24 protein-coding genes are annotated in these 26299 nt (G+C 63.6%); 15 read left to right on the forward strand and 9 right to left on the reverse strand.

The window, feature by feature from the left end:
- Positions 1-441 precede the first annotated feature (441 nt).
- From JQC81_RS00605 to JQC81_RS00620, 4 genes are read left to right on the forward strand one after another with little or no spacing between them, the layout of a single operon-like run.
- Positions 442-1545 carry a branched-chain amino acid ABC transporter substrate-binding protein gene (locus tag JQC81_RS00605; RefSeq protein ID WP_203269776.1) on the forward strand — a complete coding sequence of 368 codons (1104 nt, stop codon included), beginning with the start codon at positions 442-444 and terminating at the stop codon, positions 1543-1545.
- 24 nt (positions 1546-1569) lie between these two features.
- Positions 1570-4767: a response regulator gene (locus tag JQC81_RS00610; RefSeq protein ID WP_203269777.1), complete on the forward strand. Its 3198-nt coding sequence runs from the start codon at positions 1570-1572 to the stop codon at positions 4765-4767.
- Complete coding sequence (locus JQC81_RS00615) at positions 4764-5141, forward strand: response regulator (RefSeq protein ID WP_203269778.1); 378 nt, start codon at positions 4764-4766, stop codon at positions 5139-5141. Before JQC81_RS00610 ends, JQC81_RS00615 begins: the two co-directional genes overlap by 4 nt.
- Complete coding sequence (locus tag JQC81_RS00620) at positions 5138-6184, forward strand: adenylate/guanylate cyclase domain-containing protein (protein ID WP_203269779.1); 1047 nt, start codon at positions 5138-5140, stop codon at positions 6182-6184. The genes JQC81_RS00615 and JQC81_RS00620 overlap by 4 nt, the downstream gene beginning before the upstream one ends.
- A 17-nt stretch (positions 6185-6201) precedes the next feature.
- Here JQC81_RS00620 and lpdA read toward each other — a convergent pair whose 3' ends face one another.
- The 5 genes from lpdA to JQC81_RS00645 form a co-directional block, all read right to left on the reverse strand.
- Positions 6202-7599: a dihydrolipoyl dehydrogenase gene (lpdA, locus tag JQC81_RS00625; RefSeq protein WP_203269780.1), complete on the reverse strand. Its 1398-nt coding sequence runs from the start codon at positions 7597-7599 to the stop codon at positions 6202-6204.
- A gap of 4 nt (positions 7600-7603) precedes the next feature.
- On the reverse strand, positions 7604-8929 hold the full coding sequence (locus tag JQC81_RS00630; RefSeq protein WP_203269781.1) for a dihydrolipoamide acetyltransferase family protein: 1326 nt from the start codon (positions 8927-8929) through the stop codon (positions 7604-7606).
- Between the two features lies 1 nt (position 8930).
- Positions 8931-9944, reverse strand: a complete 1014-nt coding sequence (locus tag JQC81_RS00635) for an alpha-ketoacid dehydrogenase subunit beta (protein WP_203269782.1) — start codon at positions 9942-9944, stop codon at positions 8931-8933.
- 3 nt (positions 9945-9947) lie between these two features.
- Positions 9948-11180 carry a 3-methyl-2-oxobutanoate dehydrogenase (2-methylpropanoyl-transferring) subunit alpha gene (locus JQC81_RS00640; protein ID WP_203269783.1) on the reverse strand — a complete coding sequence of 411 codons (1233 nt, stop codon included), beginning with the start codon at positions 11178-11180 and terminating at the stop codon, positions 9948-9950.
- Between the two features lie 83 nt (positions 11181-11263).
- The gene (locus JQC81_RS00645; RefSeq protein ID WP_203269784.1) at positions 11264-11980 is read right to left on the reverse strand and encodes a GntR family transcriptional regulator; all 717 of its coding nucleotides are present in this window, start codon (positions 11978-11980) and stop codon (positions 11264-11266) included.
- A gap of 136 nt (positions 11981-12116) precedes the next feature.
- Between JQC81_RS00645 and JQC81_RS00650 the strand changes: the two genes are divergently transcribed.
- From JQC81_RS00650 to JQC81_RS00700, 11 genes are all read left to right on the forward strand, one after another.
- Positions 12117-13103: a sialic acid TRAP transporter substrate-binding protein SiaP gene (locus JQC81_RS00650; RefSeq protein ID WP_203269875.1), complete on the forward strand. Its 987-nt coding sequence runs from the start codon at positions 12117-12119 to the stop codon at positions 13101-13103.
- 68 nt (positions 13104-13171) lie between these two features.
- The gene (locus tag JQC81_RS00655) at positions 13172-13783 is read left to right on the forward strand and encodes a TRAP transporter small permease (RefSeq protein WP_203269785.1); all 612 of its coding nucleotides are present in this window, start codon (positions 13172-13174) and stop codon (positions 13781-13783) included.
- A gap of 20 nt (positions 13784-13803) precedes the next feature.
- Positions 13804-15153: a TRAP transporter large permease gene (locus tag JQC81_RS00660; protein ID WP_203269876.1), complete on the forward strand. Its 1350-nt coding sequence runs from the start codon at positions 13804-13806 to the stop codon at positions 15151-15153.
- 18 nt (positions 15154-15171) lie between these two features.
- Positions 15172-16689: a D-arabinonate dehydratase gene (locus JQC81_RS00665; RefSeq protein ID WP_203269786.1), complete on the forward strand. Its 1518-nt coding sequence runs from the start codon at positions 15172-15174 to the stop codon at positions 16687-16689.
- A gap of 789 nt (positions 16690-17478) precedes the next feature.
- Positions 17479-17943 (forward strand): Tat pathway signal protein, encoded by a 465-nt coding sequence (locus JQC81_RS00670; protein WP_203269787.1) that lies wholly within the window; start codon positions 17479-17481, stop codon positions 17941-17943.
- Between the two features lie 10 nt (positions 17944-17953).
- Positions 17954-18640 carry a MotA/TolQ/ExbB proton channel family protein gene (locus tag JQC81_RS00675; protein WP_203269788.1) on the forward strand — a complete coding sequence of 229 codons (687 nt, stop codon included), beginning with the start codon at positions 17954-17956 and terminating at the stop codon, positions 18638-18640.
- Positions 18640-19086 carry a protein TolR gene (gene tolR / locus JQC81_RS00680; protein WP_203269789.1) on the forward strand — a complete coding sequence of 149 codons (447 nt, stop codon included), beginning with the start codon at positions 18640-18642 and terminating at the stop codon, positions 19084-19086. The genes JQC81_RS00675 and tolR overlap by 1 nt, the downstream gene beginning before the upstream one ends.
- Positions 19087-19103: 17 nt before the next feature.
- Positions 19104-20003 (forward strand): cell envelope integrity protein TolA, encoded by a 900-nt coding sequence (gene tolA, locus JQC81_RS33735; protein WP_203269790.1) that lies wholly within the window; start codon positions 19104-19106, stop codon positions 20001-20003.
- 135 nt (positions 20004-20138) lie between these two features.
- Positions 20139-21095 (forward strand): MBL fold metallo-hydrolase, encoded by a 957-nt coding sequence (locus JQC81_RS00690; protein WP_203269791.1) that lies wholly within the window; start codon positions 20139-20141, stop codon positions 21093-21095.
- Positions 21096-21127: 32 nt separating this feature from the next.
- Positions 21128-22732 carry an FAD-dependent oxidoreductase gene (locus JQC81_RS00695; protein ID WP_203269792.1) on the forward strand — a complete coding sequence of 535 codons (1605 nt, stop codon included), beginning with the start codon at positions 21128-21130 and terminating at the stop codon, positions 22730-22732.
- Positions 22729-22947, forward strand: coding sequence for a DUF2783 domain-containing protein (locus JQC81_RS00700; protein ID WP_203269793.1), 219 nt, complete (start codon positions 22729-22731; stop codon positions 22945-22947). Before JQC81_RS00695 ends, JQC81_RS00700 begins: the two co-directional genes overlap by 4 nt.
- 13 nt (positions 22948-22960) lie before the next feature.
- Here JQC81_RS00700 and JQC81_RS00705 read toward each other — a convergent pair whose 3' ends face one another.
- The 4 genes from JQC81_RS00705 to JQC81_RS00720 are packed head-to-tail and all read right to left on the reverse strand — an operon-like array spanning position 22961 to position 26259.
- The gene (locus JQC81_RS00705; RefSeq protein WP_203269794.1) at positions 22961-23665 is read right to left on the reverse strand and encodes an ABC transporter ATP-binding protein; all 705 of its coding nucleotides are present in this window, start codon (positions 23663-23665) and stop codon (positions 22961-22963) included.
- Complete coding sequence (locus tag JQC81_RS00710; RefSeq protein WP_203269795.1) at positions 23658-24440, reverse strand: ABC transporter ATP-binding protein; 783 nt, start codon at positions 24438-24440, stop codon at positions 23658-23660. The genes JQC81_RS00705 and JQC81_RS00710 overlap by 8 nt, the downstream gene beginning before the upstream one ends.
- Entirely contained in the window at positions 24437-25384 is a 948-nt protein-coding gene (locus JQC81_RS00715; RefSeq protein WP_203269796.1) for a branched-chain amino acid ABC transporter permease, read from the reverse strand. Before JQC81_RS00715 ends, JQC81_RS00710 begins: the two co-directional genes overlap by 4 nt.
- A gap of 2 nt (positions 25385-25386) precedes the next feature.
- A complete protein-coding gene (locus JQC81_RS00720; RefSeq protein WP_203269797.1) occupies positions 25387-26259 on the reverse strand; it encodes a branched-chain amino acid ABC transporter permease in 873 nt (290 codons plus the stop codon).
- Positions 26260-26299: the final 40 nt, after the last annotated feature.

Below are 26299 nucleotides of genomic sequence, written 5' to 3' on the forward strand. Positions count from 1 at the left end.
GTCGGAAGAGCGGCATCGCCTCATCCATTGCCGTCGCCTGTAACAATGTCAACGTCCCGGCCGAATGGCCGGCATTGCCGACATGGGCTTAGATCGGACCGGCACCAGCGGAGTTTCCATCGCGATCCGTGCAGCGGCTTTCTGCAATGTGTTTCGCTGAATCGACCTCGACTGCACTCCCAATGGTGTATTCCCTTATTGCCCAGGCGCGGCATCCGCCGACACCATTCAAGAATCGACCATGGCTGTCCTATCGTTTAGGATGCGATGCGGAGCGCAAGCGATCACTTGCGGCGGACGACTTGTTTTGCCTTGCAGCAGAGCACCGGCTCTTTTGCGCATGACCGGCAAAACAAACCGGGCTCGTTATAACGACAGCACTGCTCTGCGACGTGTGTGCGCTCCGAGGACGTCGATGCAGCTGATGGCGGGAGGCTCGCCATGGACCGAAACCTGTTGCGTCTCACAGCGGCGATCGTCTTCGCCGTGGCGAAGGTTGGCTCGGCCGGGGCTGAAATCCTCATCGGCATGGCAGGAGCCCTCACCGGTCCCAATGCCTATCAGGGCGAGCAGCAGCAGCAGGGCGTTGAGATGGCCATCGTCGACATCAACGCTGCCGGCGGCGTGCTCGGACAGCCGTTGCGTCTCATCTCCGTCGACGATGCCTGCGACAGCGGCCAGGCCATCGCGGCGGCTCACAAGCTCGTGGCCGAGCAGGTAGCGTTCGTGGTCGGGCACCAGTGCTCGGGCGCCTCCATTCCAGCAGCCGGTGTTTACGAGCGAGCCGGCATCATCCAGATGACCCCGGCCTCGACGAATCCAAGATTGACGGAAGAGGGGCGCGCGAATGTTTTCCGCATCTGTGGACGAGACGACCAGCAGGGCGAGATAGCCGCCGCCTATCTCGCGTCGCGAGGGCAGGATTCAAAGATCGCCATCCTCAGCGACGGCTCGATCTATGGGGATGGGATCACCAAGGAAACCCAGCGCCACCTGCGCAATCGCGGCGCTTTGGAAGCGCTGTATGACACCCTTGATCCGGGTCTGAGCGACTACTCTCCCCTGATTGCAAAGTTGCAGTCCGCCGGAATCCGGATTGCCTATTTCGGCGGATATTACCGGGAAGCCGCCATCCTGATCCGCAATGCCCGTGAACAGGGCTATGACCTGCAGCTGGTATCCGGCGACAGCATCGCGAGCGAAGCCTTCATCCAGGTTGCCGATGAGGCCGGCGAAGGAACCGTATTCACGTCTTTTCGAGACCCGCGCCGAAATCCCGGCGCAGCCTCTCTCGTTGAGCGATTCCGACGCCAGGGATTCGAGCCCGAGGGCTACACGCTCTACAGCTACGGTGCCGTTCAGGCCTGGGCCCAGGCGGTCACGAAAGCGGGCTCCATCCAGCCACAAGCCGTGGTGAGCGCGCTTCGGTCGCACGCGTTCGAGACCATTCTCGGGCGCATCAGCTTTGATGCCAGGGGAGACGTGCGGCAACCCGGCTTCGAATGGTTCATCTGGCGGAGTGGTCGATATGTACCTCTGGAATGAGGAAGGGGCTCTGCCCCTGACGGCATGCCTTTTCACCTGAGTGTCCGCTGGCGTCTGCTTCTTGCATTTCTCGGCATCAGCGCTTTCGCCGTGCTGGCTGCGGCTACGGGAACCTATGCCTTCCGCCAGATGGCTGCCGTGATCGAGCGGATCACGGAACAGCGCGTACCCTTCGCCCTTACCGCTCTCGACCTGTCACGACAGGCAGAACGTACCGTTGCTGCGGCGCCGACGCTTCTCACGGCCCGCTCACAGGCACAGTACAGGGAGATCTCCGCTGCCATTTCGACAGAGGTGGAACGTCTTGAAGACCTGCTGGCCCGGATCCGGAGCGAGGGTGATCCCGCGGCCGTCGCTGCCATGGAGCCTGCCGTCGCGGGATTGCGGCGCAACCTCACAGCGCTTGCCGGACTGGTAGCGGGGCGTCTCGCAGTGGGTGCACAGAAGGATGCGCTCGTCCAGCGCCTTACGAACGCAACGGTCGCCGCGCAGCGCCTGATCGCCCCTGCCCTGGTGGTTCTGGACGCAAAGTTTGCAGCCTCACGCCGCCTAGACCGCGGCGAGCAGACAACGGCCGGATTTCCGCAACCTCCTTCGGTGATTGTCCAGGAGATTGCTGAGAATCTTCTCATGCAGAAGGCGCAGCTCGAATTCGCTTCGATCAGTGACGGCCTGCTCAAGGCGTCGCTTGCCGAGAAGCCTGCCGATATCTCCGTAATGAGCTTTCCTCTCAACCGCTCCCTGGCAGCCTTGCGCCAAATCGCCTCCGAACTGGCGGACCAACGTCTGCGATCCCGATTCGATCAGCGTATCTCCGATTTTGCTCGTTTGACCGATGGACAGGACAGCATCCTGTCCGCACGGAGAACGGAGCTCATCCTCGTGGAGGATGCTGAACGGCTTCTTGTGGAGAATGCCGGTCTTTCCGCACAACTGACACAAGCGGTCGACGGGCTCATCGCGGCGGCCCGGAACGACATCCGCGCAGCCAGCACGGAGGCCATGACGGCACAGCGCGTCGGCCGGAGCATCCTGCTGACCGTGGTGTCCCTCAGCCTGCTGAGCTCCCTGCTGATCGTCTGGTTCTATGTCGACCGCAACCTCGTCGCGCGGCTGCAAAGCCTGAGCAACAGCATGCTGGCGATCGCCGGCGGTAACCTGCGCGCTCCTCTGCCCAAGGACGGCGGAGATGAGATCGGCCAGATGGCAAAGGCTCTCGCGGTCTTCCGAGACACGGCCATCGAGGTCGAGGAAAAGAACCTGCGCGAGGTGGCCGATGCCCGGCAACGGCTGATCGACGCCATCGAGAGCATCAACGAGGGCTTTGCTCTGTACGACGCCAACGATCGGCTCATCCTGTGCAACAGCCGCTACGAAGAACTCCTCTACCCTGGATCCGATGCCCCCATGGAGCCCGGAACGCCATTCGAAACGGTGATCCGGCGTGCGGCGGAGCGCGGCCTTATCCTCGAGGCGAAAGGGCGGGTGGATGCCTGGGTGGCCGAAAGGCTGGCGCGGCACAGAAACCCGGTCGCGGCCGAGATCCAGCAGCGCCAGGGTAACCGCTGGATCCAAGTGTGCGAACGCCGGATCGCGGGAGGCGGCACCGTCGCGGTCTATACCGACATCACGGAAATCAAGCACCATGCCGCGCAACTCGAACTGGCTCGCGACGAGGCCATGGCTGCCACGCGGGCCAAGAGCCAGTTTCTCACCAATATGAGCCACGAGTTGAGGACGCCGCTGAATGCGATCATCGGCATTACCGAGATGCTCAAGGAGGAGGCTGAGGAGACGGGCGACAGGCCTCTGGTCGAGCCCCTGGACAGGATCCGTCACGCGGGCACCCATCTGCTCGCCCTGATCAATGAAATTCTCGACCTCGCCAAGATCGAGGCCGGCAAGCTGGAACTCCATCCGGAGGAGGTCGATCTCCAGCTCTTGCTCCGGGATGCTGCCATGACGGCGGAGCCTCTCGCAAAGCGCAACGGCAACTCGATCAGGGTCGAGATTGCTCCGGACATCGGCCGGATGCAGACCGATCCCGTGCGCCTGCGGCAGGTTCTGCTCAATCTGCTGAGCAATGCCTGCAAATTCACCCAAGGAGGAACCGTCACGCTGAGGGCTTCCCGGATCACGGATCGGGAAGGCGACAGGATTGCGATCTCCGTCCACGACACGGGCATCGGCATGACGGCCGAACAGCGGGACAGGCTCTTCCAGGAATTCAGCCAGGCCGACAACACGACGACGCGCAAGTTCGGCGGCACGGGGCTCGGCCTTGCCATCAGCCGCCGGCTCTGCCGTCTCATGGGCGGGGACATCACGGTAGAAAGCACCGTTGGGGTCGGAAGCACGTTTTCCGTATCCCTGCCGGCAGGCGGGGTCGCCGGCCGGCCCAGGAGGCGTCCCAGCGCCGGAAACCCCTTGGCGGGTCCGCAGCCGCTCGGACGCGGGCAGCGCGCGCTGATCATCGACGACGAGCTGACATCGCGGGAGATCCTGCGCCAGATCCTGACCCGCGAGGGTTTCGACGTGGTGACGGCGGAAAGCGGCCAGGAGGGAATCGAGATCGCCCGCAGGATCCACCCGACGGTGATCACCCTGGACGTGCTGATGCCCGGCCTCGACGGCTGGAGCGCCCTCCAGCAGCTGAAGCGCGATCCCGAGTTGCAGGACATTCCCGTCATCATGGTCACCATCGTCGACGAGGAGAACCAGGCCTATGCCCTGGGAGCCGCCGCCTATCTGACGAAACCCGTCAACCGCGAGTGCCTCCTGAAGGCTCTTGCCGCCTGCCGCACCAGCCCGGCGAACTCGCGGGTTCTGGTGGTGGAGGACGACGCACACACCCGGGGATGGCTCGCCCGGATTCTGCGCGAGGATGGATGGGAAGTGGCCGAGGCAGAGAACGGGCGGGTTGCCCTGGAGCGGCTTCCGCTCGTCCGCCCCGACATCGTCCTGCTCGACCTGATGATGCCGGAGATGGACGGCTTCGCGTTCGTCGATGAGATCCATCGCAAGGAGGAGACGCGGCATCTTCCCCTGGTCGTGCTGACGGCCGCCGATGTGGACGAGGAGGCCCAGCGCCGCTTGAGCGGGGGCATCCGAAAGATCCTGCGCAAGAAGCTCGGCGGCCGGGACGAGGTGATCGCCACCTTGCGGGACGTGATCGCCGATTGCCTGCGGCTCAGCCGGCCGGAGCACCAGGAGCGGGCATGACCAGAATTCTTTATGTCGAGGACAACGAGGACAATGTCTACATGCTGACCCAACGCCTGACCCGGCATGGCTTCACGGTCAGCATCGCGTCGGACGGCGCTCAAGGAATCGACATGGCGCGCCGGGAGAAGCCAGACCTGATCCTGATGGATCTCAGCCTGCCGGCTCTCGACGGCTGGACTGCGGCCCGGCAGCTGAAGCAGATGCCGGAGACGAAGGACGTTCCCATTCTGGCTCTCTCCGCGCACACGATGCCGGGAGACCGGGAAAAGGCGCTGGACGCCGGCTGCGACGACTACGATGCGAAACCCATCGATTTCGAAAGGCTTCTTGAGAAGATCGATGCCCTGATCCGGACGCGGGGCGCTCCATGACCGATGCCGGGGTGCGCATCCTCGTGGTGGATGACAACGAGGACAACCGCTACACGCTGACGCGCAGGCTGCAGCGGGAGGGGTGGATGGATCTGACCACGGCCGAGAACGGGCGCGAGGCGCTCGACCGCATCGCCCGGGAGCGCTTTGACCTCGTCCTTCTCGACATTATGATGCCCGAGATCAACGGCTACGAGGTCCTGAGGCACCTCAAGACGGATCCATCCACGCGCGACATTCCGGTTCTGATGATCTCCGCCCTGTCGGAGTTCGAGAGCGTGGTCCGCTGCATCGAGCTCGGAGCCGAGGACTACCTGCCAAAGCCCTTCAACCCAGCGCTGCTGCGGGCACGCGTGGGAGCCTGCCTCGAGAAGAAGAGGCTGCATGACCAGGAGCTCAGCTATCTGGCCGAGATCGACCGCCAGCGGCGGCGGGCCGAGGCTCTCCTCCATGCGATTCTGCCCTCGCAGGCCGTGGACGAACTGGAGCAGTTTCAAACCGTCACACCCCGCCGTCATGACGACGTAGTGGTGTTCTTCGCCGACATCGTGGGGTTCACGGCCTATTGCGACCTCCTCGCGCCGGAGGTGATCGTCGCGAACCTTCACGTCTACGCCTCGACCTTCGAGGATATCGCCTCGCAGCACGGCCTCGAGAAGATCAAGACGGTCGGCGACGGGTTTCTCGCCACGGCCGGCCTGCTCCTGGACAATCCGGATCCGGTGATGGCCAGCATCGCCTGCGCCATGGCGACCATCGCCTCCGCCCGCATCCTGCCGCTGCCGTGGGATGTGCGCGTCGGCATCCATGTGGGCCCGGTCGTGGCCGGAGTCGTCGGGCGGCAGAAGTTCAGCTTCGACATCTGGGGTGACACAGTGAACGTTGCCGCACGGCTCGCCGGATATGGGAGACAGAGCGGCATCAATCTCAGCGCCGCCGCCTGGGAGCGGGTGCGCACGCGGATCGACGCCGCTCCCCTCGGGCCCGTGCCGATCAAGGGCAAGGGCGATGTGGAAGCCTATAGGGTGTCGCCTCCCGACTAGACGGAGCGGACGGCAGATCAGATGTGGAGCTCGCGTCCGAGCGATTTCAGCGCGCTCTCCTGGAATGCCTCTCCCTGCGTGGGATGTGCATGGATGGTGCCGGCGATGTCCTCGAGGCGCGCTCCCATCTCAACGGCAAGACCGAAGGCAGCGGAGAGTTCGGACACGCCCTGCCCGACCGCTTGGATGCCGAGCACCAGATGGTTGTCCGCCCGCGCCACCACGCGCACGAAGCCCTCCTCGCCGAGCTTCGTCATGGCGCGCCCGTTGGCCGCGAAGGGAAACTGGCCGATACGCACCTCGCTGCCGATCTTATGCGCTTCGTCGGGCGTCATGCCGACCGCGACGATCTCCGGATCGGTGAAGCACACGGCCGGGATGGCCCGCTTGTCCCACACCCGCTGATGGCCCGCGACGATCTCGGCCACCATCTCGCCCTGCGACATGGCCCGGTGGGCCAGCATCGGCTCGCCCGTCACGTCGCCGATGGCATAGATGCCGCGCATGGAGGTCCGGCACCGCTCGTCGATCCGGATGAAGGGTCCGTCCATGTCGAGGACGAGTTCCTCCCTGCCCCACCCCTGCGTGACCGGCCGCCGGCCCACCGTGACGAGGATCCTGTCGGCCGGAAGCGACACTTCGGATCCGTTCTCGGTTTCCACCAGAAGAGCGCTGCCGCCTTTGGCCAAACCCTTGGCTTTTGCGCGCGTCATGACCTCGATGCCCAGCGCCTGCAGCCGCTTGGACACAGGACGGGTGAGTTCCGCATCGTATTGCGGCAGGATGCGCGCCTGCGCCTCGACGACGGTGACCTTCGCGCCCATCTTGGCAAAGGCCGTGCCGAGTTCGAGGCCGATATACCCGCCGCCGACCACCACCAGCCGGTCCGGCACCGATGTGAGCGAGAGCGCCTCGGTCGAGGAGATCACGGCTCCGCCGAAGGGCAGGCCGGGGAGTTCGACGGGCGCCGACCCGGTGGCGATCACGACGCTTTCGGCGCGGATGATCTGCCGGCCGGTCTCGGTCTCCACCTCGACGGTCTTGCCGTCGCGAAAGTGCGCCCGTCCCTGCACCATCTTGACCTTGGACTTCTTGAGGAGGCCCGACACGCCGCTGTTCAGGCGGCCCACGATGGTGTCCTTCCAGGCGATGGTCTGGGACAGGTCGATCTCGGGCTGTGTGGTCCTGATCCCGAGCGGGTTCGCGCCCGATGCGAGATGAGCGATCCGGTCGTATTCCTCGGCCGCATGGATGAGCGCCTTGGAGGGAATGCACCCCACATTGAGGCAGGTGCCGCCTGGCTTTCTTTCTTCCACGATGACCGTGTCGATGCCGAGCTGCCCGGCGCGGATGGCGCAGACATAGCCACCCGGACCGGCTCCGATGACGAGGAGCTTGCAGGAGATATCCTTCATAACGTCAAGCCTCTACGAAGATCATGGCGGGCGTCTCCAGCAGCGTCTTGATGCGCTGCACGAAGACCGCCGCGTCCCAGCCGTCGACGATGCGGTGATCGAAGCTGGAGGAGAGATTCATCATCTTGCGCGGGATGAAGGTGGAGCCGTCCCAGACCGGCCGCACCATGATCTTGTTGACGCCCACGATGGCAACCTCCGGATGATTGATGACAGGCGTCGTCACGATGCCGCCCATCGCGCCGAGCGACGTAATGGTAATGGTCGAGCCGCTCAGTTCCTCGCGGGTGGCAAGCCCCGCCTTGGCGGCCTCGGCGAGACGATTCAGCTCCGTGGCGCAATCCCACAGGTCCCGCGCCTCCGCGTGCCTGACGACCGGCACCATGAGGCCCGACCCGGTCTGCGTGGCGATGCCGATATGAACGCCGCCATGCTGGTGAACGACGCCCGCCTCGTCGTCGTAGATCGCGTTCAGGTTCGGCTTCTCGGCGATGGCCTTGACCATGGCGCGCATGAGGAACGGAAGGATCGTCAGTTTCGGCCGCTCTGCGCGCTTGCTCGCATTCAGGGACGCCCGCAGATCCTCGAGTGCCGTCACGTCCACTTCCTCCACATAGGTGATGTGGGGGATGCGCGACTTCGCAAGCGCCATCTTCTCCGCAATCTTGCGGCGCAAGCCGATCACCTTAATGGCCTGGACAGATGTATCCTGAGAAAGCCCCTCTGCTCCGGCAGCCTGCGGCCCATGCGCGAGAAAGGCATCCAGATCCTCGTGCGTGATCCGCCCGGCCGGACCGCTGCCCGGAACCTGCCTCAGATCGATGCCCGCTTCGCGGGCTCTCAGTCGCACGGCCGGGGAGGCAATCGGCTTGTCGCCTTCCATCCGCCGGGCGGACGGGCGGTGCATCCGTACGGGCGGGCTCTGCGGCGCCTCGACTGGACGAGGCTGGGGAGCCTCCTTCGCCTGCTTCTCGACGATGGCATCCGAAGTTTTCACTGCACCATCGGCCTGAGCTTCGATCTCCTTCGGCCGGGCCGGCGCTTCAGGCGCCTTGTCGGTATCACGCGCGGAGGCAGCACCCTCCTCGTCGCCTGTCTTCAGGCGGATCAGGGGCGATCCGATCGCCACCACGTCGCCGATGTCCGCGCCCAGCCATAGAACCTCGCCATCGACGGGAGAGGGAATCTCCACCGTGGCCTTGTCGGTCATTACGGCCGCGAGCAGGGCATCCTCGCGCACGAGATCGCCGACCTTCACGTGCCACTCCACGAGTTCGGCTTCGGCGATGCCCTCGCCGACATCCGGCATCTTGATCAGGTGCTCACCCATGTCAGGCCTCCAACGTTTCGACGAGCGCGCGCCCGACCCGGGCCGGTCCTGGGAAGTAGTCCCATTCCTGCGCATGCGGGTAAGGCGTGTCCCATCCCGTCACGCGGGCAATCGGCGCCTCGAGCTGGAAGAAGCAGGCCTCCTGGACGAGGGATGCAAGCTCCGCCCCGAAGCCGGAGGTGAGCGTCGCCTCATGGACGACGACGCAGCGGCCCGTCTTCTTCACCGATGCCACGATAGTCTCCATGTCGAGGGGAAGCAGGGTGCGCAGGTCGATGATCTCCGCATCGACGCCCGTTTCCGCCGCAGCCGCCTGCGCGACATACACCATCGTGCCGTAGGCCAGCACCGTGACGGCCGCTCCCTCGCGCACGATGGATGCCTTGCCGAGCGGAAGCGTATAATGGCCGTTCGGCACCTCGCCGAGATCGTGCTTCGACCAGGGCGTGATCGGGCGGTCGTGGTGACCGTCGAAGGGGCCGTTATAGAGACGCTTCGGCTCCAGGAAGATCACCGGGTCGGGATCTTCGATGGCTGCGATCAGGAGGCCTTTGGCATCGTATGGGTTTGACGGCACGACGGTTTTCAATCCGGATACGTGGGTGAACAGGGCTTCGGGACTCTGGCTGTGGGTCTGGCCTCCGAAGATCCCGCCGCCCGTCGGCATACGGACCACGAGCGGACAAGTGAACTCGCCGTTCGAGCGGTAGCGCAGACGCGCCGCCTCCGACACGATCTGGTCATAGGCCGGATACATGTAATCGGCGAACTGGATCTCGATGCAGGGGTGCAGCCCGTAGGCCGCCATTCCGATGGCCGCGCCCACGATGCCGGCCTCGTTGATCGGGGCATCGAAACACCGGGTCTTGCCGTATTTCTGCTGCAGGCCCGCCGTGCAGCGGAAGACGCCGCCGAAATAGCCCACATCCTCACCGAACACCACGACGCGTTCGTCGCGCGCCATCATCACATCCATCGCATCGCGGATGGCTTCGATCATCGTCATGCGTGCCATGGATCAAACCCCCGCCTGCTGACGCTGCCGCCGCAGATGAGGCGGCATCTCGGCATAGACGCCGTCGAACATGTCGCGTGCGGATGGCTTGCCGCCGGCATGCAGCGTGCCGTAGCTCTCCGCCTCCTTCTGGGCGGCGATCACGGTGTCGAGAATCTCGGCCTCGGCCTGCTTGTGCCGCTCCTCGGACCAGACGCCTCGCACGATGAGATGGTTCTTCAGGCGGATGATCGGATCGCCGAGAGGCCAGGCGTCGGATTCGGTCTTCGGCCGGTAGGCCGACGGATCGTCGGACGTAGAATGCGCGCCAGCCCGGTAGGTCACGTACTCGACGAGCGTCGGCCCGAGATTGCGACGGGCCCGCTCGATAGCCCATTTGGCCACGGCATAGACGGCGAGATAGTCGTTGCCGTCCACCCTGAGCGACGGGATGCCGAAGCCCAGGCCTCTCGCCGCAAAGGTGCCCGAGCCGCCGCGCGCAATGCCCTGGAAGGTCGAGATCGCCCATTGGTTGTTGACGATGTTGAGGACCACCGGCGCCTTGTAGGTAGAGGCGAAGACGAGCGCCGCGTGGAAATCCGACTCGGCCGTCGAGCCGTCGCCGATCCATGCTGCGGCAATCTTGGTATCGTTGCGGATCGCCGAGGCCATTGCCCAGCCGACGGCTTGGATGTACTGCGTCGCGAGGTTTCCGGAGATCGTGAAGAAGCCGTGCTCCTTGGAGCTGTACATGACGGGCAGCTGGCGTCCTTTGAGCGGATCGCGCGCGTTGGAATAGATCTGGCACATCATGTCGACCATAGGATAGCCGTCCGCGATCAGGAGGCCAGCCTGGCGGTAGGTCGGGAAATTCATGTCGCCCGGCGAGAGCGCCCTGCGGAACGCGCAGCTGATCGCCTCCTCGCCGAGATGTTGCATGTAGAAGGATGTCTTGCCCTGGCGCTGGGCAATGAGCATTCGCGCGTCGAAGGTGCGCAGCGTCATCATGTGACGCATGCCCTCGACCAGTTCCTCGTCGCTGAGCAGGCCAGCCCATGGACCGACCGCCTCGCCGTTCCGGTTCAGAACGCGGATGATCGAGAAGGCGAGATCCCGGACGGATTCCGGATCGACATCGATGTTGGGCCTGGGGACGGCTCCCGCTTTGGGTATTTTGACATTCGAGAAATCCGGGGTTCCTCCCGGACGAACGGCCGGCTCCGGCACGTGAAGGGACAGGGGCGCGTCAGTCGTCATGGTTCTTTGTTCTCCTGGGGAGAAAACTAGGAATGAATCGCCATCCGGCCATAGGTGCAGCGATGGGGATGCCGGGCTCGCCCTCAGGTATGCACGAAGACGTCCGCGTGTTCGGTCGAGAAGCGCCCCAGCTCTTCCATGACCGCCTGGAGATGGGCCGCCATGGCCCTGTGCGCCGCCTGAGGGTCACGGGTTTCGAGTGCGTGGAAGATCTCGCGATGCTCGGCCAGGGTCACGGTATGGCGGCGGGGCGACGAGAGGAGCCGGCGCACCCGGTCGATATTGGCCCGGGAGGCATCGATCACGGCTGCCATGCGCGGCAGGTTCAGCCCTTCGACCAGGATCGTATGAAAAACGAGGTCCAGAGCATAGAAGCCGGGACGATCCCCCCGTTCGACGGCCTCCTGCTGGGCCTGCAGGTTCCGGCGAAGGGCCTCCAGATCGGGCTTCGGCAGATGCTCGGCCGCCTGTTCCGCCACCATGCACTCGAGAGCCTGGCGGATCAGCATCGATTCCCTGATCTCCGGCAGGCGGATGCGCGCGGCACGGGTGCCGCGCTGGGGCAGGATCTCCACCAGCCCCTCCGTGGCGAGGCGCGCGAGCGCCTCAGAGACCGGGAACCGGGACACGCCGAGGGCAAGGCAGACCGCCCCCTTGTCGATGAACTCCCCGGGCTGGAAATCGAGGACGACGATGGCCGACCGGAGCGCGCGTTCGACCTGCTCGGTCGTATTCCCCCGAGGCCCCCGCGGCAGGGGCGTAAGGAATTCGTAGCATTTTTGCTTGTCGAACGCGTCCATATGCCTAACATGTTAGTTCAGCCGACGGGCAAATGCCAACAGCTTGTCGGATGTCCTGGACGGGTCATCGGCCCGCCGACCACCATCAACCGGACGAAGAGCCGGGCTACTTTTCAGAGGAACGCCTATGCCATCTTTGACCCGCCGCCTAGCCTTCAGCCTGATCGCCGCCGCAGCCGTCACCCTGCCCGCCCTGCCGGCCAGCGCCCAGACCAAGCTCAAATGGGCCCATGTCTACGAGACGTCCGAGCCCTATCACAAATGGGCCCTCTGGGCCGGGGAGGAGCTCAAGAAGCGGACCAACGGCAAGTACACGATCGAGGTCTTCCCGGCCTCGTCGCTTGGCAAGGAAAGCGACATCAACGAGGGACTGTCCCTCGGCACGGTGGACATCATCTATACCGGCCAGCTCTTCGCCGGCCGCGCCCATGGCCCGGTCGCCATCGGCGGCGCCCCCTACATGTTCCGCGACTTCGGCCACTGGAATGCCTTCCGCAAGTCCGATCTCTTCAAGGAGCTCGGTGACGGATACGAGAAGAAGACCGGCCACCGGGTCGTGAGCCTCACCTATTACGGCGAGCGTCATGTGACGGCGAACAAGGACATCGCCAAGCCCGAGGACATGAAGGGGCTGAAGATCCGCGTGCCCGATGCGCCGCTCTATACCATGTTCCCTAGAGCCGTCGGCGCCAACCCGACGCCGATCGCCTTCGCCGAGGTGTATCTGGCGCTCTCGCAGGGCGTGGTCGACGCGCAGGAGAACCCGCTCGTCACCATCCAGGCCAAGAAGTTCCACGAGGTTCAGAAGAACATCGTGCTGACCGGACACATCACCGACGCTCTTCTCACCATCGTGTCCGGCGGCACGATGAAGCGCATGTCGGCGGACGAGCAGAAGGCCCTGACAGCGATCCTCCAGGAGGCGGCCGACAAGTGCACCGACGACATCGCCAAGATGGAGAAGGAACTGGTCGAGTGGTTCAAAGGCCAAGGCAAGAACGTGGCGGCGGTGGATCGCGCGCCGTTCCGCGAAGCAGTGGTCAAGATGCACATGGGACCGGACGCCACCTGGGATAAGGCAGTCTACGACCGTCTGCAGGCCATCAAGGCAACCACGAACTGAATCGACGCTCCTCGGCCCTCTCCCATTCCGGAGAGGGCCCTTTCCGATCCAGTGAGAAAAGCCCGCCCATGCCCGCGATGCAGAACAGCCAGACTCCTACCCTTGTCGACCCGAGAAGCGCCTCGGCGCCGCCGGAGGATATTCACCAGGAGGTGGATGAGCTGTTCGAGCAATGGCAGGAGGAGGAATCGCATGTGGACCTCTCCGATCTGCGCTGGTCGGACGCGCTGGTCTTCGCGATCTTCTGGATCCTGTTCGGAATCGTCTTCCTGCAGTTCTTCACGCGATATGTGCTGAACAACTCGCTGGGATGGACGGAGGAGATCGCACGGTACTTTCTGATCCTGATCACCTTCGTGGGCTCGGTGACGGCCATGCGCAAGGGCTCGCACATCGCCGTCGAAGCCCTGCTGATCTATCTTCCGCGCGGAGCCAGACACTGGACCCTCGTGGCGGTTGACGGGCTCGTGGCCCTCTTCTGCGGCGCGATGGCTTGGTACGCCTATCGGCTCGGTGCGCTCGCCCCAGGCTACATGGTGTCCATCGATATCCCGAAAAGCTACATCTATTGGGCAGTTTCCGCAGCCCTGGCCGGGGTGACCGTGCATGCGAGCTTACGCTTTCTGCGGCGCCTTCGCGGCCGTGAGGCCGATGCCCCTCACGGCTTGGCTCTCGACTGACGGCGGAGATTCACATGCTCATCACCCTGATGCTTGTCGCGCTCCTCGTCATGATCGTCATCGGCGTGCCGATTGCCGTGGCGCTGGCAGGTTCCTCGCTCCTGTTCCTGCTCGTCGGAAACCTGACGGGCGAAGTCACCACCCCGGTGATCACCGTGATCCACCGGATGGTGAACGGGGTCGATTCCTTTCCGCTCCTGGCAGTGCCCTTCTTCATCATGGCCGGCAACCTGATGAACTCCGCCGGCATCACCAAGCAGATCTACGATTTCGCCGTCGCGGCGGTGGGCTGGCTGCGAGGCGGCCTGGGCCACGTGAATGTCGCAGGCTCCGTCATCTTCGCCGGAATGTCCGGAACCGCGGTGGCCGATGCAGGCGGCATCGGGACCATCGAGATCAAGGCAATGCGCGACCATGGTTACGACACGAAGTTCGCCGTGGGCCTCACCGCCGCCTCCTCGACCATCGGGCCGATCATCCCGCCGTCCCTGCCGCTGGTCATCTACGGCGTCGTCGCCAATGCCTCAATCAACGCGCTCTTCGTGGCTGGCATCCTGCCTGGCCTGATCATGGCGTTCTTCATGTCGGCCACGGTGGCCCTCTATGCCCATCATTACGGCATCGGGCGGGATGCGCGCTTCGAGCTTGGGCGTCTCGGGCGCTCCTTCCTGAATGCCTTTCTGCCGCTCCTGACACCGGCCATAATCATCGGCGGCATGAGCTTCGGTCTGTTCACGCCGACGGAAGCGGCCGTCTTCGCCTGCGCCTATGCGCTGCTCCTCTCGACGGTGATCCACGGCAGCTTCAATCTGGTGCTGAGCGCCCGCGGCCAGCGACCCCGCTATTCGGTTCTGAGCCTGCGCCAGTTCATCCGCGTGACGATGGACACGATCGAGACGACGGCCGTGGTTCTCTTCATCGTCGCGGGAGCCTCGATCTTCGGCTGGGTGCTGACCACCACCCGCACCACCGACGCGCTGGGCGAGTGGATCATCACCTTCGCGGCCGATCCCATCACCTTCCTGATCCTCGTCAACGTGTTCCTGGTGGTTGTCGGCTGCTTCATGGAGACCATCGCGGCCATCACGATTCTCACGCCGGTGCTGCTGCCGGTGGCCATCAAGCTCGGGATCGATCCCGTTCACTTCGGTATCATCATGGTGCTGAACCTGATGATCGGCCTCCTGACGCCCCCTGTCGGCATGGTTCTCTACGTGCTCACCAGGGTAGCCAGGATCTCCTTCGAGGAGTGCATGAAGGCATGCGCACCGTGGCTGGTGCCCTTGTTCATCGTTCTTCTCCTCATCACATTCGTCCCTGAAACCGTCCTCTGGCTGCCGCAGTTCCTGAAGGAACTCGGCTACCTCTGATTTTGCAAAGCTATTATCATGAGCACCTCCCGTACCATCCGCCTTTCCCCCGACGACAACGTGGCCATCGCCATCGACCTCGTGAACCAGGGCTCTGACGCCGCAGGCCTGACCGCGCGGGAGCGCATCCTGCGCGGCCACAAGATGGCCGTGGAGCCGATCCGCGAGGGAGAGCCCATCCGCAAGTTCGGCCAGATCATCGGCTTTGCCAAAATCCATATCGCGCCGGGCGAGTGGGTGCATGAACACAATGTCGGCCTGCACGATTTCGAGCGGGACTATGCCTTCTGCGCCGAGGCAGGAGACGACAGCCTGCTGCCGCCGGAACTGCAGGCGACCTTCCAGGGATACCGGCGCGCCTCCGGCAGGACAGGCACCCGCAATTACATCGGCATTCTCACCTCCGTGAACTGCTCGGCCTCGGTCGCCCGCTTCGCGGCTGCCGAAGTGGAGCGCTCCGGAATCCTGCGCGACTATCCAGGCATCGACGGCATAGTGGCCATCGTCCATGGCACAGGCTGCGGCCATGCGGCCTATGGCGAAGGGTTCGAGATCCTGCGCCGCACGCAGTGGGGCTATGCCAGCCATCCCAACTTCGCCGGCGTGATCATGGTCGGTCTCGGCTGCGAGGTGTTCCAGATCGGGCGCATGAAACAGGAATACGGACTCTCGGAGACGGACACGTTCCGCACCCTGACGATCCAGGAGACAGGCGGCACGCGAAAGACCGTGCAGGCCATCGTCGATGCCGTGAAGAGCATGCTCCCTGTCGTTGCGAAGGCGCAGCGGGAGACCCGTCCGGCATCGGAGCTGGTCTTAGCCCTTCAATGTGGTGGGTCGGACGGCTATTCCGCCCTGACCGCCAATCCGGCCCTGGGCGTCGCGTCCGATCTGCTCGTGCGGCACGGCGGGACGTCCATTCTGTCCGAGACGCCGGAAATCTACGGCGCGGAGCATCTGCTCACCCGCCGCGCCGCAACCCGAGAGGTCGGCGAAAAGCTCGTGGCGCGGATCAAGTGGTGGGAGGCCTACACGGAGCGCAATGGCGGCGAGATGAACAACAACCCGTCACCCGGCAACAAGGCCGGCGGCCTCACGACGATTCTCGAGAAGTCCCTGGGGGCAGCCGCCAAGGGCGGACGCTCCACACTTCGGGCCGTGTACGAATATGCCGAACTGGTGAAGGATCGCGGCTTCGTCTACATGGACACACCCGGCTACGATCCTGTCGCCGCCACGGGTCAGGTGGCCGGCGGGGCAAACCTGATCGCCTTTACCACGGGGCGCGGCTCCGCGTTCGGGTGCAAGCCTGCACCATCCCTCAAGCTCGCCACCAACTCGGATATCTACCGCCGCATGATCGACGACATGGACATCAATTGCGGCGATATCCTCGACGGTGTCTCTCTTGAAGAGAAGGGACAGGAAATCTTCGAGACCCTGTTGAAGGTCGCTTCCGGAGAGCCCACGAAATCCGAGGAGCTGGGCTATGGCGACCTCGAGTTCGTTCCCTGGCAAGTGGGCGCCGTCATGTAGCGGAGGGCTGACCGCTTCCATGAGCAGCCGACAGGCTGCGACATAAGTGGATCCTTACCAAAAGGAAGCATCGTTTAACGATGTGTTAACCATCTTCCGGCGATCATGCCCGGGCTGATCCACATGAGGATCAACACTCTCCCAAAAGTGAACGGGGCACGGATGTACTGCCTCGCTTCGCTTTGGGATGCAGTGTCAGGGCTTCCTGAAGCCCACGCCTTCATCCTCGGACATGAATGAGATCAAGGATTCCCGGCGCAGGCGCTGGCCTGACTCTCGCCCTGACTCGAGCCACATCAGCCCAACACATAAAACGCCGTTGCAAGGGCAGCGATCCCGCCGATCAGAGCATAGGGATACCAAGTTGGAAATGGCTTTTCGTGACCATTGAAACCCACGCTGAAACTCCTCGATGCAAGCCCCATGTCGATCCCTTGTCATTTTCCAAAACGGTATTTTTGTGAAACACTGTTGGGGTGTTTCTGAGGGAACCCGGCAAGCTCCCGCGCAGCTGAAAACAGAAAATTTTACTTTGAAGACTTTTTAAGGAAGCGAAATCGCTCCCGTTCTCAACATCGTAGCACCTGTTTTAGAACGCCTCTGACTTTCGTCTAACCCCTTGATCTGAATAGCTTCTCCCAGATATTCCTCTCATCGCCTCACGGGACGTTCCCGCCGATCTCAGGCATGCGCCCGACCGGCGGACCACGGAGGCGCCAGCGTTCGATCTCGCATCCGTGCGACCGCGCATTCGCGCACTCGTCCACACGAACGAGGAAGGAAGAGTTCATGGGAACAAGCACGTGGAACGAGCCCGGCTATTCGAAAGCAGGAATCTGGGCATGCCTCGCCCTGCTTCTTCCCTTCAGCGGAGCGGCTCTGGCTCAGGATCGTGCCTCGCCCTCGCCTCTGCGGATCGAGCTGAACAAGATCGAGGCTGCTGGCGAGAACTGCCGAACCTATTTCCTGATCGACAATCAGAAGGGCGACAGCTGGCGCTCTCTGAAGCTCGATCTTTTCGCCCTTGATATGGAGGGTGTCGCGGCCAAGAGGCTGGCTGTTGAAGTTGGCCCGGTGCCGGGCCGCAAGACCCTCATCAAGCTGTTCGATTTTCCTAGCTTGAGCTGCTCCCGGTTCGGACGCGTTCTCCTCAAAGATGTCATGACCTGCGAAGGCGTTGCGAATTCACGGGAGGAGTGTCTGTCCGCCCTCGAAACATCCTCCAAGATCGACACTGTTTCGTTCACGAAATGAGATCGCTGTGATGAACGACATCGTACCCGCCACTCCGCACGATCTCTCCTTCGTTGGATTGTTCCTGCAGGCCGACCCCATCGTCAAAGGCGTCATGATCCTGCTCGTGCTGGCATCGCTCGGGTGCTGGACGATTGTTGTCGAAAAGCTCCTGCGTTTCAAGAGCGTCCGTCGCCAGGCGCGCGCCTTCGAAATGGCTGTGCGTTCGGCTGACAAACTTCACCAGAAATTGGCTGGGACGACGGGGCGGATCGTCGCCGCCGGTCAAGAAGCCTGGCGTGATCAGGACCCGTCGGAGAGTCGCGCAGAGCGTCGGGAGCGGATTGAGCGGGCCATGCGCGCTGCCCTGTCGGCCGACATGCGGCAGCTTCAGGTAGGGTTGCCGTTTCTGGCCACTACAGGATCGGCCGCGCCCTTCATCGGCCTGTTCGGCACAGTCTGGGGCATCATGAATTCGTTCTCCGCCATCGCAGCAAGCCAGGACACCAGCCTCTCGGTGGTGGCTCCTGGTATTGCCGAGGCCCTGTTTGCCACAGCCATCGGCCTTGTGGCCGCCATTCCGGCGGTGATCGCCTACAACAAGCTCACGACGGATCTCGGACGCCTCCAGCAATCCTTTGCGGCAGGCATCACATCGCTCGGCGACAGGCTCGCGCGCGACCGCAAGCCTCATCTGCGCGCAGAGGCTGCCGAATAATGGGCATAGGACCCCTCCGCGCCGGCGAGCCGGACGACGAATTCGGCGTTGCGCCTCTGTCCGAGATCAACGTCACGCCGCTTGTGGACGTCATGCTCGTGCTGCTCATCATCTTCATGGTGGCCGCCCCTCTGATGACCGTCGGCGTGCCGGTCAACCTGCCGAAAACGGCAGCGGCGAAGGTGTCGCAACCGAAGGCGCCTGTTGTCATCAGCATCAACGAGCAGGGTCAGCCGTTTCTCGATAGGGAGCCACTCACGCCGGATGGAATGATGCCCAAGCTCAAGGCGCTTGCGAGTGCCGATCCAGCGCAGGTTGTGCTGGTCCGCGGAGACAGGTCTGTTCCCTATGGACGCATTGTCGAGATCATGGGGCAAGTCAGTGCAGCCGGCTTCAGCAAGGTCTCGCTCATCGCCCAGGCGCCGGGCGGAATGCCGGCCAGGTAGGACCTGAACCAAGCTCGATGTTCGCACAAAGCATCCGTTCGACGCAGGAGCCAAGCCGGCTCGGAATCGCCTTCATCACGGCGCTTGCCCTGCATGGGGCTGCTCTGGGAGCGCTGACGTTCTGGCGATCCAGCGTAGATAACACCCCGGGTGAGCAGGAGATCACCGTTGATCTTGCTCCTGCCATGGAAGAAGCAGTGTCCGTCGCACCTGCGGAGATGGCCGCAGTTGCAGCGCCTCCAGTCGAACCGGAACCGGTGCCGCTGCAACCGGAAACCATCGAGCCTCTGTCGCCCGAAGAAGTGACGGCTGAGCAGCCTGTGGAAGTAGCGGAACTCCCTGAACCGCAAGACACGACGGAAGTGCCCCCGGCCGAAGCGGAGATGGCGGTGGAGCCTGAGCCTGTCGTGGCTATTCCCCCACCCGAGGTTGTTGTCGCAAAGCCTGCTGAGCAGCCACCTCCGCCGAAGCCCGAGAAAAAGCCGCCACCGCCTAAGCCCGTGGAGCGGAAACCTCCTGCACGCCGGACTGTCGCCCAGCAGCAGCAGCAGCCCTCTGAGGCACGTCAAGGACAGGCGTCCTCTTCGCGTGAGAACATGGGAGGCGCCGCGGCCTCGGCCGATCCGACTGCGCTCAATCGTTACAGAGCAACTCTCTATGCTGCGGTGAAGAGTCGTTTACGTTATCCTTCATCGGCAGAGAGCCGAGGAATAGTCGGGACTGCAGAGATACGCTTCACACTGGACCGCTCAGGGCAAGTTCTTAGCGTTTCTCTGGTGCGCAGCACTGGCAATCCGTTGCTGGATCAAGCAGCGCTAGCGACGGCACGGCCCGGCTCGTCCCTGCCATCTCCGCCAGATTCTGTGCCACAGCAGCTATTCACAATTACAGCGCCGCTACGCTTTAGCCCGCGCTAAGGATCTCCTGTATTCGTTTTCCTTGACGCTTGTAGGATCGCGATTAACCTATTGGTAATAAGCGCTTGTTTCTTCGCGACCTTGCACACGACTGGGCGAGATCGGTAAGAACACATTATCGGTAGGAATAACGCCATGACCGAAAAGGCTTTCGCCTCGACGGGAGACATGTCTGACAAGAAAGTGTCCTTCACCGAGATAGGGCCGGATCTTTACGCCTATACCGCCGAGGGCGATCCCAATACCGGTGTGATCGTCGGTGACGACGGCTGCATGGTGATCGACGCTCAGGCCACTCCGATGATGGCCGAGGATGTGATCACCCGCGTGCGGTCCGTGACCGACAAGCCGATCAAGTATGTGGTTCTGTCCCATTACCACGCAGTGCGCGTTCTCGGCGCATCGGCGTACAATGCGCAGGGCATCATCGCCTCGAATGCCACGTATGACCTCATCGTCGAGCGCGGCGAGCAGGACAAGGCGTCCGAGATCGGCCGTTTCCCGCGCCTGTTCAAGGGCGAGAGCAGCATTCCGGAGGGCCTCACCTGGCCCACCCTCACTTTCGAGAGCGGCATGTCGGTGTTTCTGGGCAAACGCGAGGTGAAGCTGTTCCATCTCGGCGCCGGCCACACGGCAGGCGACATCATCGCCTGGGTGCCGGACGCGGAGGTGATGTTCACCGGCGATCTCGTGGAATATCGCTCGGCCTGCTATTGCGGCGATGCTCACTTACGCGAATGGCCGCTGACGCTCGATGCCATTCTGGACTTCCAACCGCAGGCCATCGCGCCCGGCCGCGGCGATGCCCTGCGCGGCAGCCAGCAGGTGCGCGAGGCAGCGGCCATGACCCGCGACTTCGTCACCAGCCTTTATGGGACGGCCGAACTGTCGGTGGCGCGCGGGCGCTCGCTGAAGGAGACCTTTGCGGCGACACGCGAGGCGATGGACCCGAAATTCGGGGACTTCGCCATCTACGAGCACTGCCTTCCGTTCAATGTCTCGCGCGCCTTCGACGAAGCCTCGGGCATCGACCATCCGGTGATCTGGACGGCCGAGCGCGACCGCGAGATGTGGGCGGCCCTTCAGGGCTGACGGTCAGACGGGGAGGAGAATTGAGAGGCGTGATGAACACCCGCAAAGCCCTCTATCAATACGGCTACCGCCGCTGCGCCGATCAGGACCGCCCCTCTGCCGCCCGGCATCCCGTTGTCGTCGTCGGCGCGGGGCCTGTCGGGCTGTGCTCCGCCATCGACCTCGCGCAGCGCGGCATTCCGGTGGTGCTCCTCGACGATGCGGACCGGATCGGCGAAGGGTCGCGCGGCATCTGCTACGCCGAGCGCACGCTCGAGATCCTCGACCGTCTCGGTGTTGCCGATCCCTGCCTTGAGAAAGGCGTCACCTGGAAGGTCGGCAAGGTCTTTCAGCGCAACGACCTGCTCTACGCCTTCGATCTTCTGCCCGAGGACGGGCACAAGATGCCGGCCTTCATCAATCTCCAGCAATATTATCTGGAACACGCCCTTGTGGAGCGAGCTGCAGCACTCCCGAACCTCGAGATCCGCTGGCGCAACAAGGTGGTCAATCTGAACCGCCGCAACGACGGCGCCACGCTCACGGTCGAGACGCCCGAAGGTCTCTACGATCTCGATGCCGAGTGGGTTGTGGCCGCCGACGGGGCGCGCTCGGCCTTGCGCGGCATGCTCGGCCTCGCCTTCCGGGGCGAGGTGTTCGAGGATCGGTTCCTCATCGCCGACGTGAAGATGAAGGGCGAGTTCCCGCCGGAGCGCTGGTTCTGGTTCGATCCGCCGTTCCATGAGGGTCACTCCGCTCTCTTGCACAAGCAGCCGGACGATGTCTGGCGCATCGACCTGCAACTCGGGCGCGATGCGGACGTGAAGGCCGAGCAGACGCCCGAGCGTGTGATGCCGCGCCTCAGGCAGATGCTGGGCCACGACGACTTCTCGCTCGAGTGGGTCTCGGTTTACACCTTCCAGTGCCGTCGCCTGGAGCGCTTCGTGCATGGCCATGTAGTGTTCGTCGGGGACGCAGCCCATCAGGTCTCGCCCTTCGGCGCGCGCGGCGCGAATTCCGGCATTCAGGATGCGGACAATCTGGCGTGGAAGCTTGCTCTTATCATCAAGGGTGAGGCGCCGGAGCGGCTGATCGAGTCCTACGATCTCGAACGCTCCGCTGCGGCCGATGAGAATATCGGTCACTCGACCCGCTCGACGGATTTCATCGCACCGCGCTCAGCCCAGGAACTTCGCTTCCGAAATGCGGCCCTTACACTTGCGCGACACACGCCCTTTGCAAAGCGCATGGTGAATTCAGGCAGGCTGTCGATGCCGTCCACCTACGACACGCCTCTCTCGACCCCGGACGTGGACACCTGGTCCGGCTCCGCGCGCCTCGGCGCCCCTGTTCCCGACGCTCCCATGCGCGACCGCAAAGGGCAACCGATCTGGTTGCTTGATGCGATTGGCGGCGAGGAGACGATCCTGCAGGTGCCGAACGGCACTCCGCCGCAGCAAGGCTCCCGCGTTATCGTTCTCGGAGACGATCTCATCGACGCGCACGGCGTCTTCGCTCAACGGTTCGATGCAAGTCCCGGGAGCACCTATCTCGTGCGCCCCGATCAGCACCTTGCGGCGCGCTGGCGTCATGGGACGCCCTCGCTGCTTGAGAGCGCCTCGCGTCGACTGCGAGGGTTTGAGGGAGACCATGTATGAAAGTGCTCGCCACCGAGAGCCGCTTGGCCGATCCGGATCGTACCTATCGTGCGCTGATCGAGGCGCATCGGGGATTGTCGGATGAGGACAGCGCTGCGCTCAACAGCCGCCTGGTCCTGATCCTGGCCAACCACATCGGCGAGCATGCGGTTCTCCAAGAGGCCATTGCTCTCGCTAAGCAGAGCATGGAACCAGTCAATGACGCATCCAAGTGAACGCCTGAACGGATCACGCGACCCCGAGATAGGCCGCCTTCACCTGAGGATCTGCAAGCAGGGAGGAACCTGTTCCGCTGTACGCCACCTTACCGGTCTCAAGCACATAGCCGCGATCGGCGATGCCTAGCGCCGCACTGGCGTTCTGCTCCACGAGAAGCACCGTGATGCCGTTCTTCCTCAGAGACACGATGGCATCGAGAATCTGATCGACGAGAAGCGGCGACAAGCCGAGCGAGGGCTCGTCCAGCAGCAGGAGCTTGGGGCGGCCCATCAGCGCCCGGCCGATGGCTAGCATCTGCTGCTGGCCGCCCGACAAACCGCCCGCCAGGAGGTGACGCTTCTCGGCCAGGATCGGGAACATCGCGAAGACGCGGTCGCGATCCTGCTCGATCTCCTTGTCGCGCCGCCTGTAAGCTCCGAGCCGCAGGTTGTCCTCGACGGTCAGAGGCCCGAACACCTGTCGGCCCTCGGGCGACTGGGTGATGCCGAGTTCCACCCGCTGGTGGGGGTGCAGGCGATCGATGCGCTGTCCTTTGAAACGGATCTCACCGCCGGTGATCGGCTGCACACCGGAAAGCGCGCGCAGCAGCGTGGTCTTTCCGGCGCCGTTTGCGCCAACAAGCGCCACGACTTCGCCCGTTCGAACCTCGAGGCTGACACCTTTTAGGACCTCGATCCGGCCATAAGCGCTGCGCAGGTTCTCCACTTCAAGCACGGGCAGCCTCCTGGGCTCCGTGCTGTCCCAGATAAGCCTCAAGGACCTTTGGATCATCGCGCACCTCCCGCGGCGTTCCTTCGGCCAGCGGCCTGCCTCGCTCCAGAACCAGGATCCTGTCGGAAATCTTCATCACGAGCTTCATGTCATGCTCCACGAGCACGACCGCCACACCCCGGTCGGCAACCTGCCGGATCAGATGGTCGATCTCCTCGGTCTCGACCGCATTGCAGCCGGCCGCCGGCTCATCGAGGAGCAGGACGCGCGGCTCTGCCGCAAGGGCTCGGGCGATTTCGAGGCGCTTGCAGGCGCCGTAGGGAAGCGATCCTGCGGGCATGTCCGCCACATCCTTCAGCCCCACATAGGCAAGGAGATCGAGCGCCGCCGCTCGCGTCTCCCTGTTCTGGCGCGTCACGGACGGGGCTCTGAACAGTGCCGGCAGCAGGCTGCACTTTTCGCGCAAATGGCGCCCGACCATCACGTTCTCGCAGGCCGTCATGCGCTGGAAGATCTGCAGGTTCTGAAACGTGCGGGAAAGCCCGCGTTCCGCCAACTTGTGGGGTGACAGGCCAGTCACATCCTCGTCGGCCAACCGGATCGTGCCGCGGCTTGCCGCATAGATGCCGGACACGATGTTGAAGAGGGTCGTCTTGCCGGCTCCGTTTGGCCCGATGATCGAGAGGATCTGGCCAGGACTGACCGCAAAGCTCACGCCGTCGACGGCCTTCACGCCGCCGAACGAGATGCCGATATCGTTTGCTTTTAGGATGCTCATGCCCGTGCCCTCCTCAGGAACAAACCCGAGAGGCTCGGAACGATGCCGCTGCGCATGAAGATCATGGACACGATGATGATGAGGCCGAGCAGCAGATGCTCGTATTCGTGGAAGACTGTCAGAGCTTGCGGCAGCGTCACCAGAACGGCCGCTCCGACGATGCTGCCGACAACTGATCCGAGCCCGCCGAGAACCACGATGGTGACGAGTTCCACGGAATGCAGGAATCCTGCCTGATCCGGGTTGATGAAGCCGTTCATGAAGGCCAGCGCCGAGCCGGCGATCGACGCATAGACGGCGGCGATCACGAAGGCCTGCAGCTTGAAGCGGGCGACATCGACGCCCACCACCTGCGCGGCCACTTCGCTGTCATGCAGAGCGCGGAAGGCCCGTCCCGTGGGCGTCTCGTCGAGGTTGAGGGCGATCCAGGTTCCGACGAGCAGGAGCGCGCCGGTCACCCAATACCATGTGTATGATCCACTCACGCGCCAGCCGAACAGGGTCAGGCGCTCGACCGGCATGCCGTCCGGTCCACCGGTCCAACGGCTTTCCGTGGAAATCACGAGCGCGACCAGCACGCCGAGGCCGAGGGTCGCGATGGCGAGATAATGTCCCTTCAGCCGCAGGATCGGGCGTCCTACGAGATAGGCGAGCACGGCGGACAGCGCGGCTCCGATGGAAAGCGCCGCCCAGGGCGGGATGCCGAGATGGGCCGGCCCGATGGCGACGGAATAGGCTCCGATCCCGAAGAACGCCGCGTGGCCGAGACTGACCTGCCCCGCCTGCCCCATGAGAATGTTGAGCCCAATAGCAGCCAGCGCCGACACCCAGACGAGCGACGCCACGCGGAAGTAATAGCTCGATGGAAAGACGAGCGGGAGCACTGCGATGACAACCGCCAGCACGGCGAGTGTCAGGAAGCGCTGGTTCAGGAGAGCACCCATTCTCACACCCTCTCGACGGCTCGACGTCCGAACAGGCCCTGCGGGGCTGCGAACAGGACGATGAGAATGACCAGGAACGCAAAAGCGTCCTTGTAGGTGGAGCTCAGATAGCCGGCACCGAAGGCCTCCAGCAGACCCAGCAGCAGTCCGCCCACGACGGCGCCCAGCGGATTGCCCATGCCCCCCAGCATGGCGGCGGCGAAGCCTTTCAAGGCCAGCAGCGTTCCGACATCGTAGTTCGTCAGGGTGATCGGCGTCACGAGAATGCCCGCGATAGCTCCAATGGCCGCGGAGCCTCCGAAGGCCAGCGCCATGATCGTGGTCGTGTTGATGCCGACCAGCCGCGCGGCCAGCCTGTTGGCGGCCGTTGCCAGAACAGCCTTGCCGAGAAGCGTGTGTTCGAGGAAGACATAGAGTGCCACCACGACCACGGCTGTTCCGCCGAGAACCCAGAAGCTCTGCGGCTGAACGGCCGCGCCGAGAATGTCGATGGGCGCCTCGCCCGTAAAGCCGGGGAGCTTGTGGAACTGCTTGTCGAAGACGATTGCGGCCAATCCACGGAGCAGGATCGACGCGCCGATGGTGATGATGATGAGGGTTACGGCCGATGCGCCGCGGGCAGGCTCGATGGCGAGGCGATGCAGGAGAAGCCCGATCACCACGGCGGCCACCACGGCAATGACAGCGGCCAGCGGCAGCGGCACGCCGGCGGCCGATGCGAACACGGTCACCATGCCCCCGAGCATCACGAACTCACCCTGGGCGAAGTTCACCACGCCGGATGCGTTGTAGATCAGCGTGAAGCCCAGCGCGACAAGCGCATAGACGGCACCCACCGTCAACCCTGAGACGAGAAACTGGAGGAACTCGGCCATGATGATATCCCGCGACCTTTGGATCGGCGAACGGGAGGCG

It is taken from the genome of Microvirga arabica (genome assembly GCF_016811235.1).
GTDB lineage: Bacteria > Pseudomonadota > Alphaproteobacteria > Rhizobiales > Beijerinckiaceae > Microvirga > Microvirga arabica.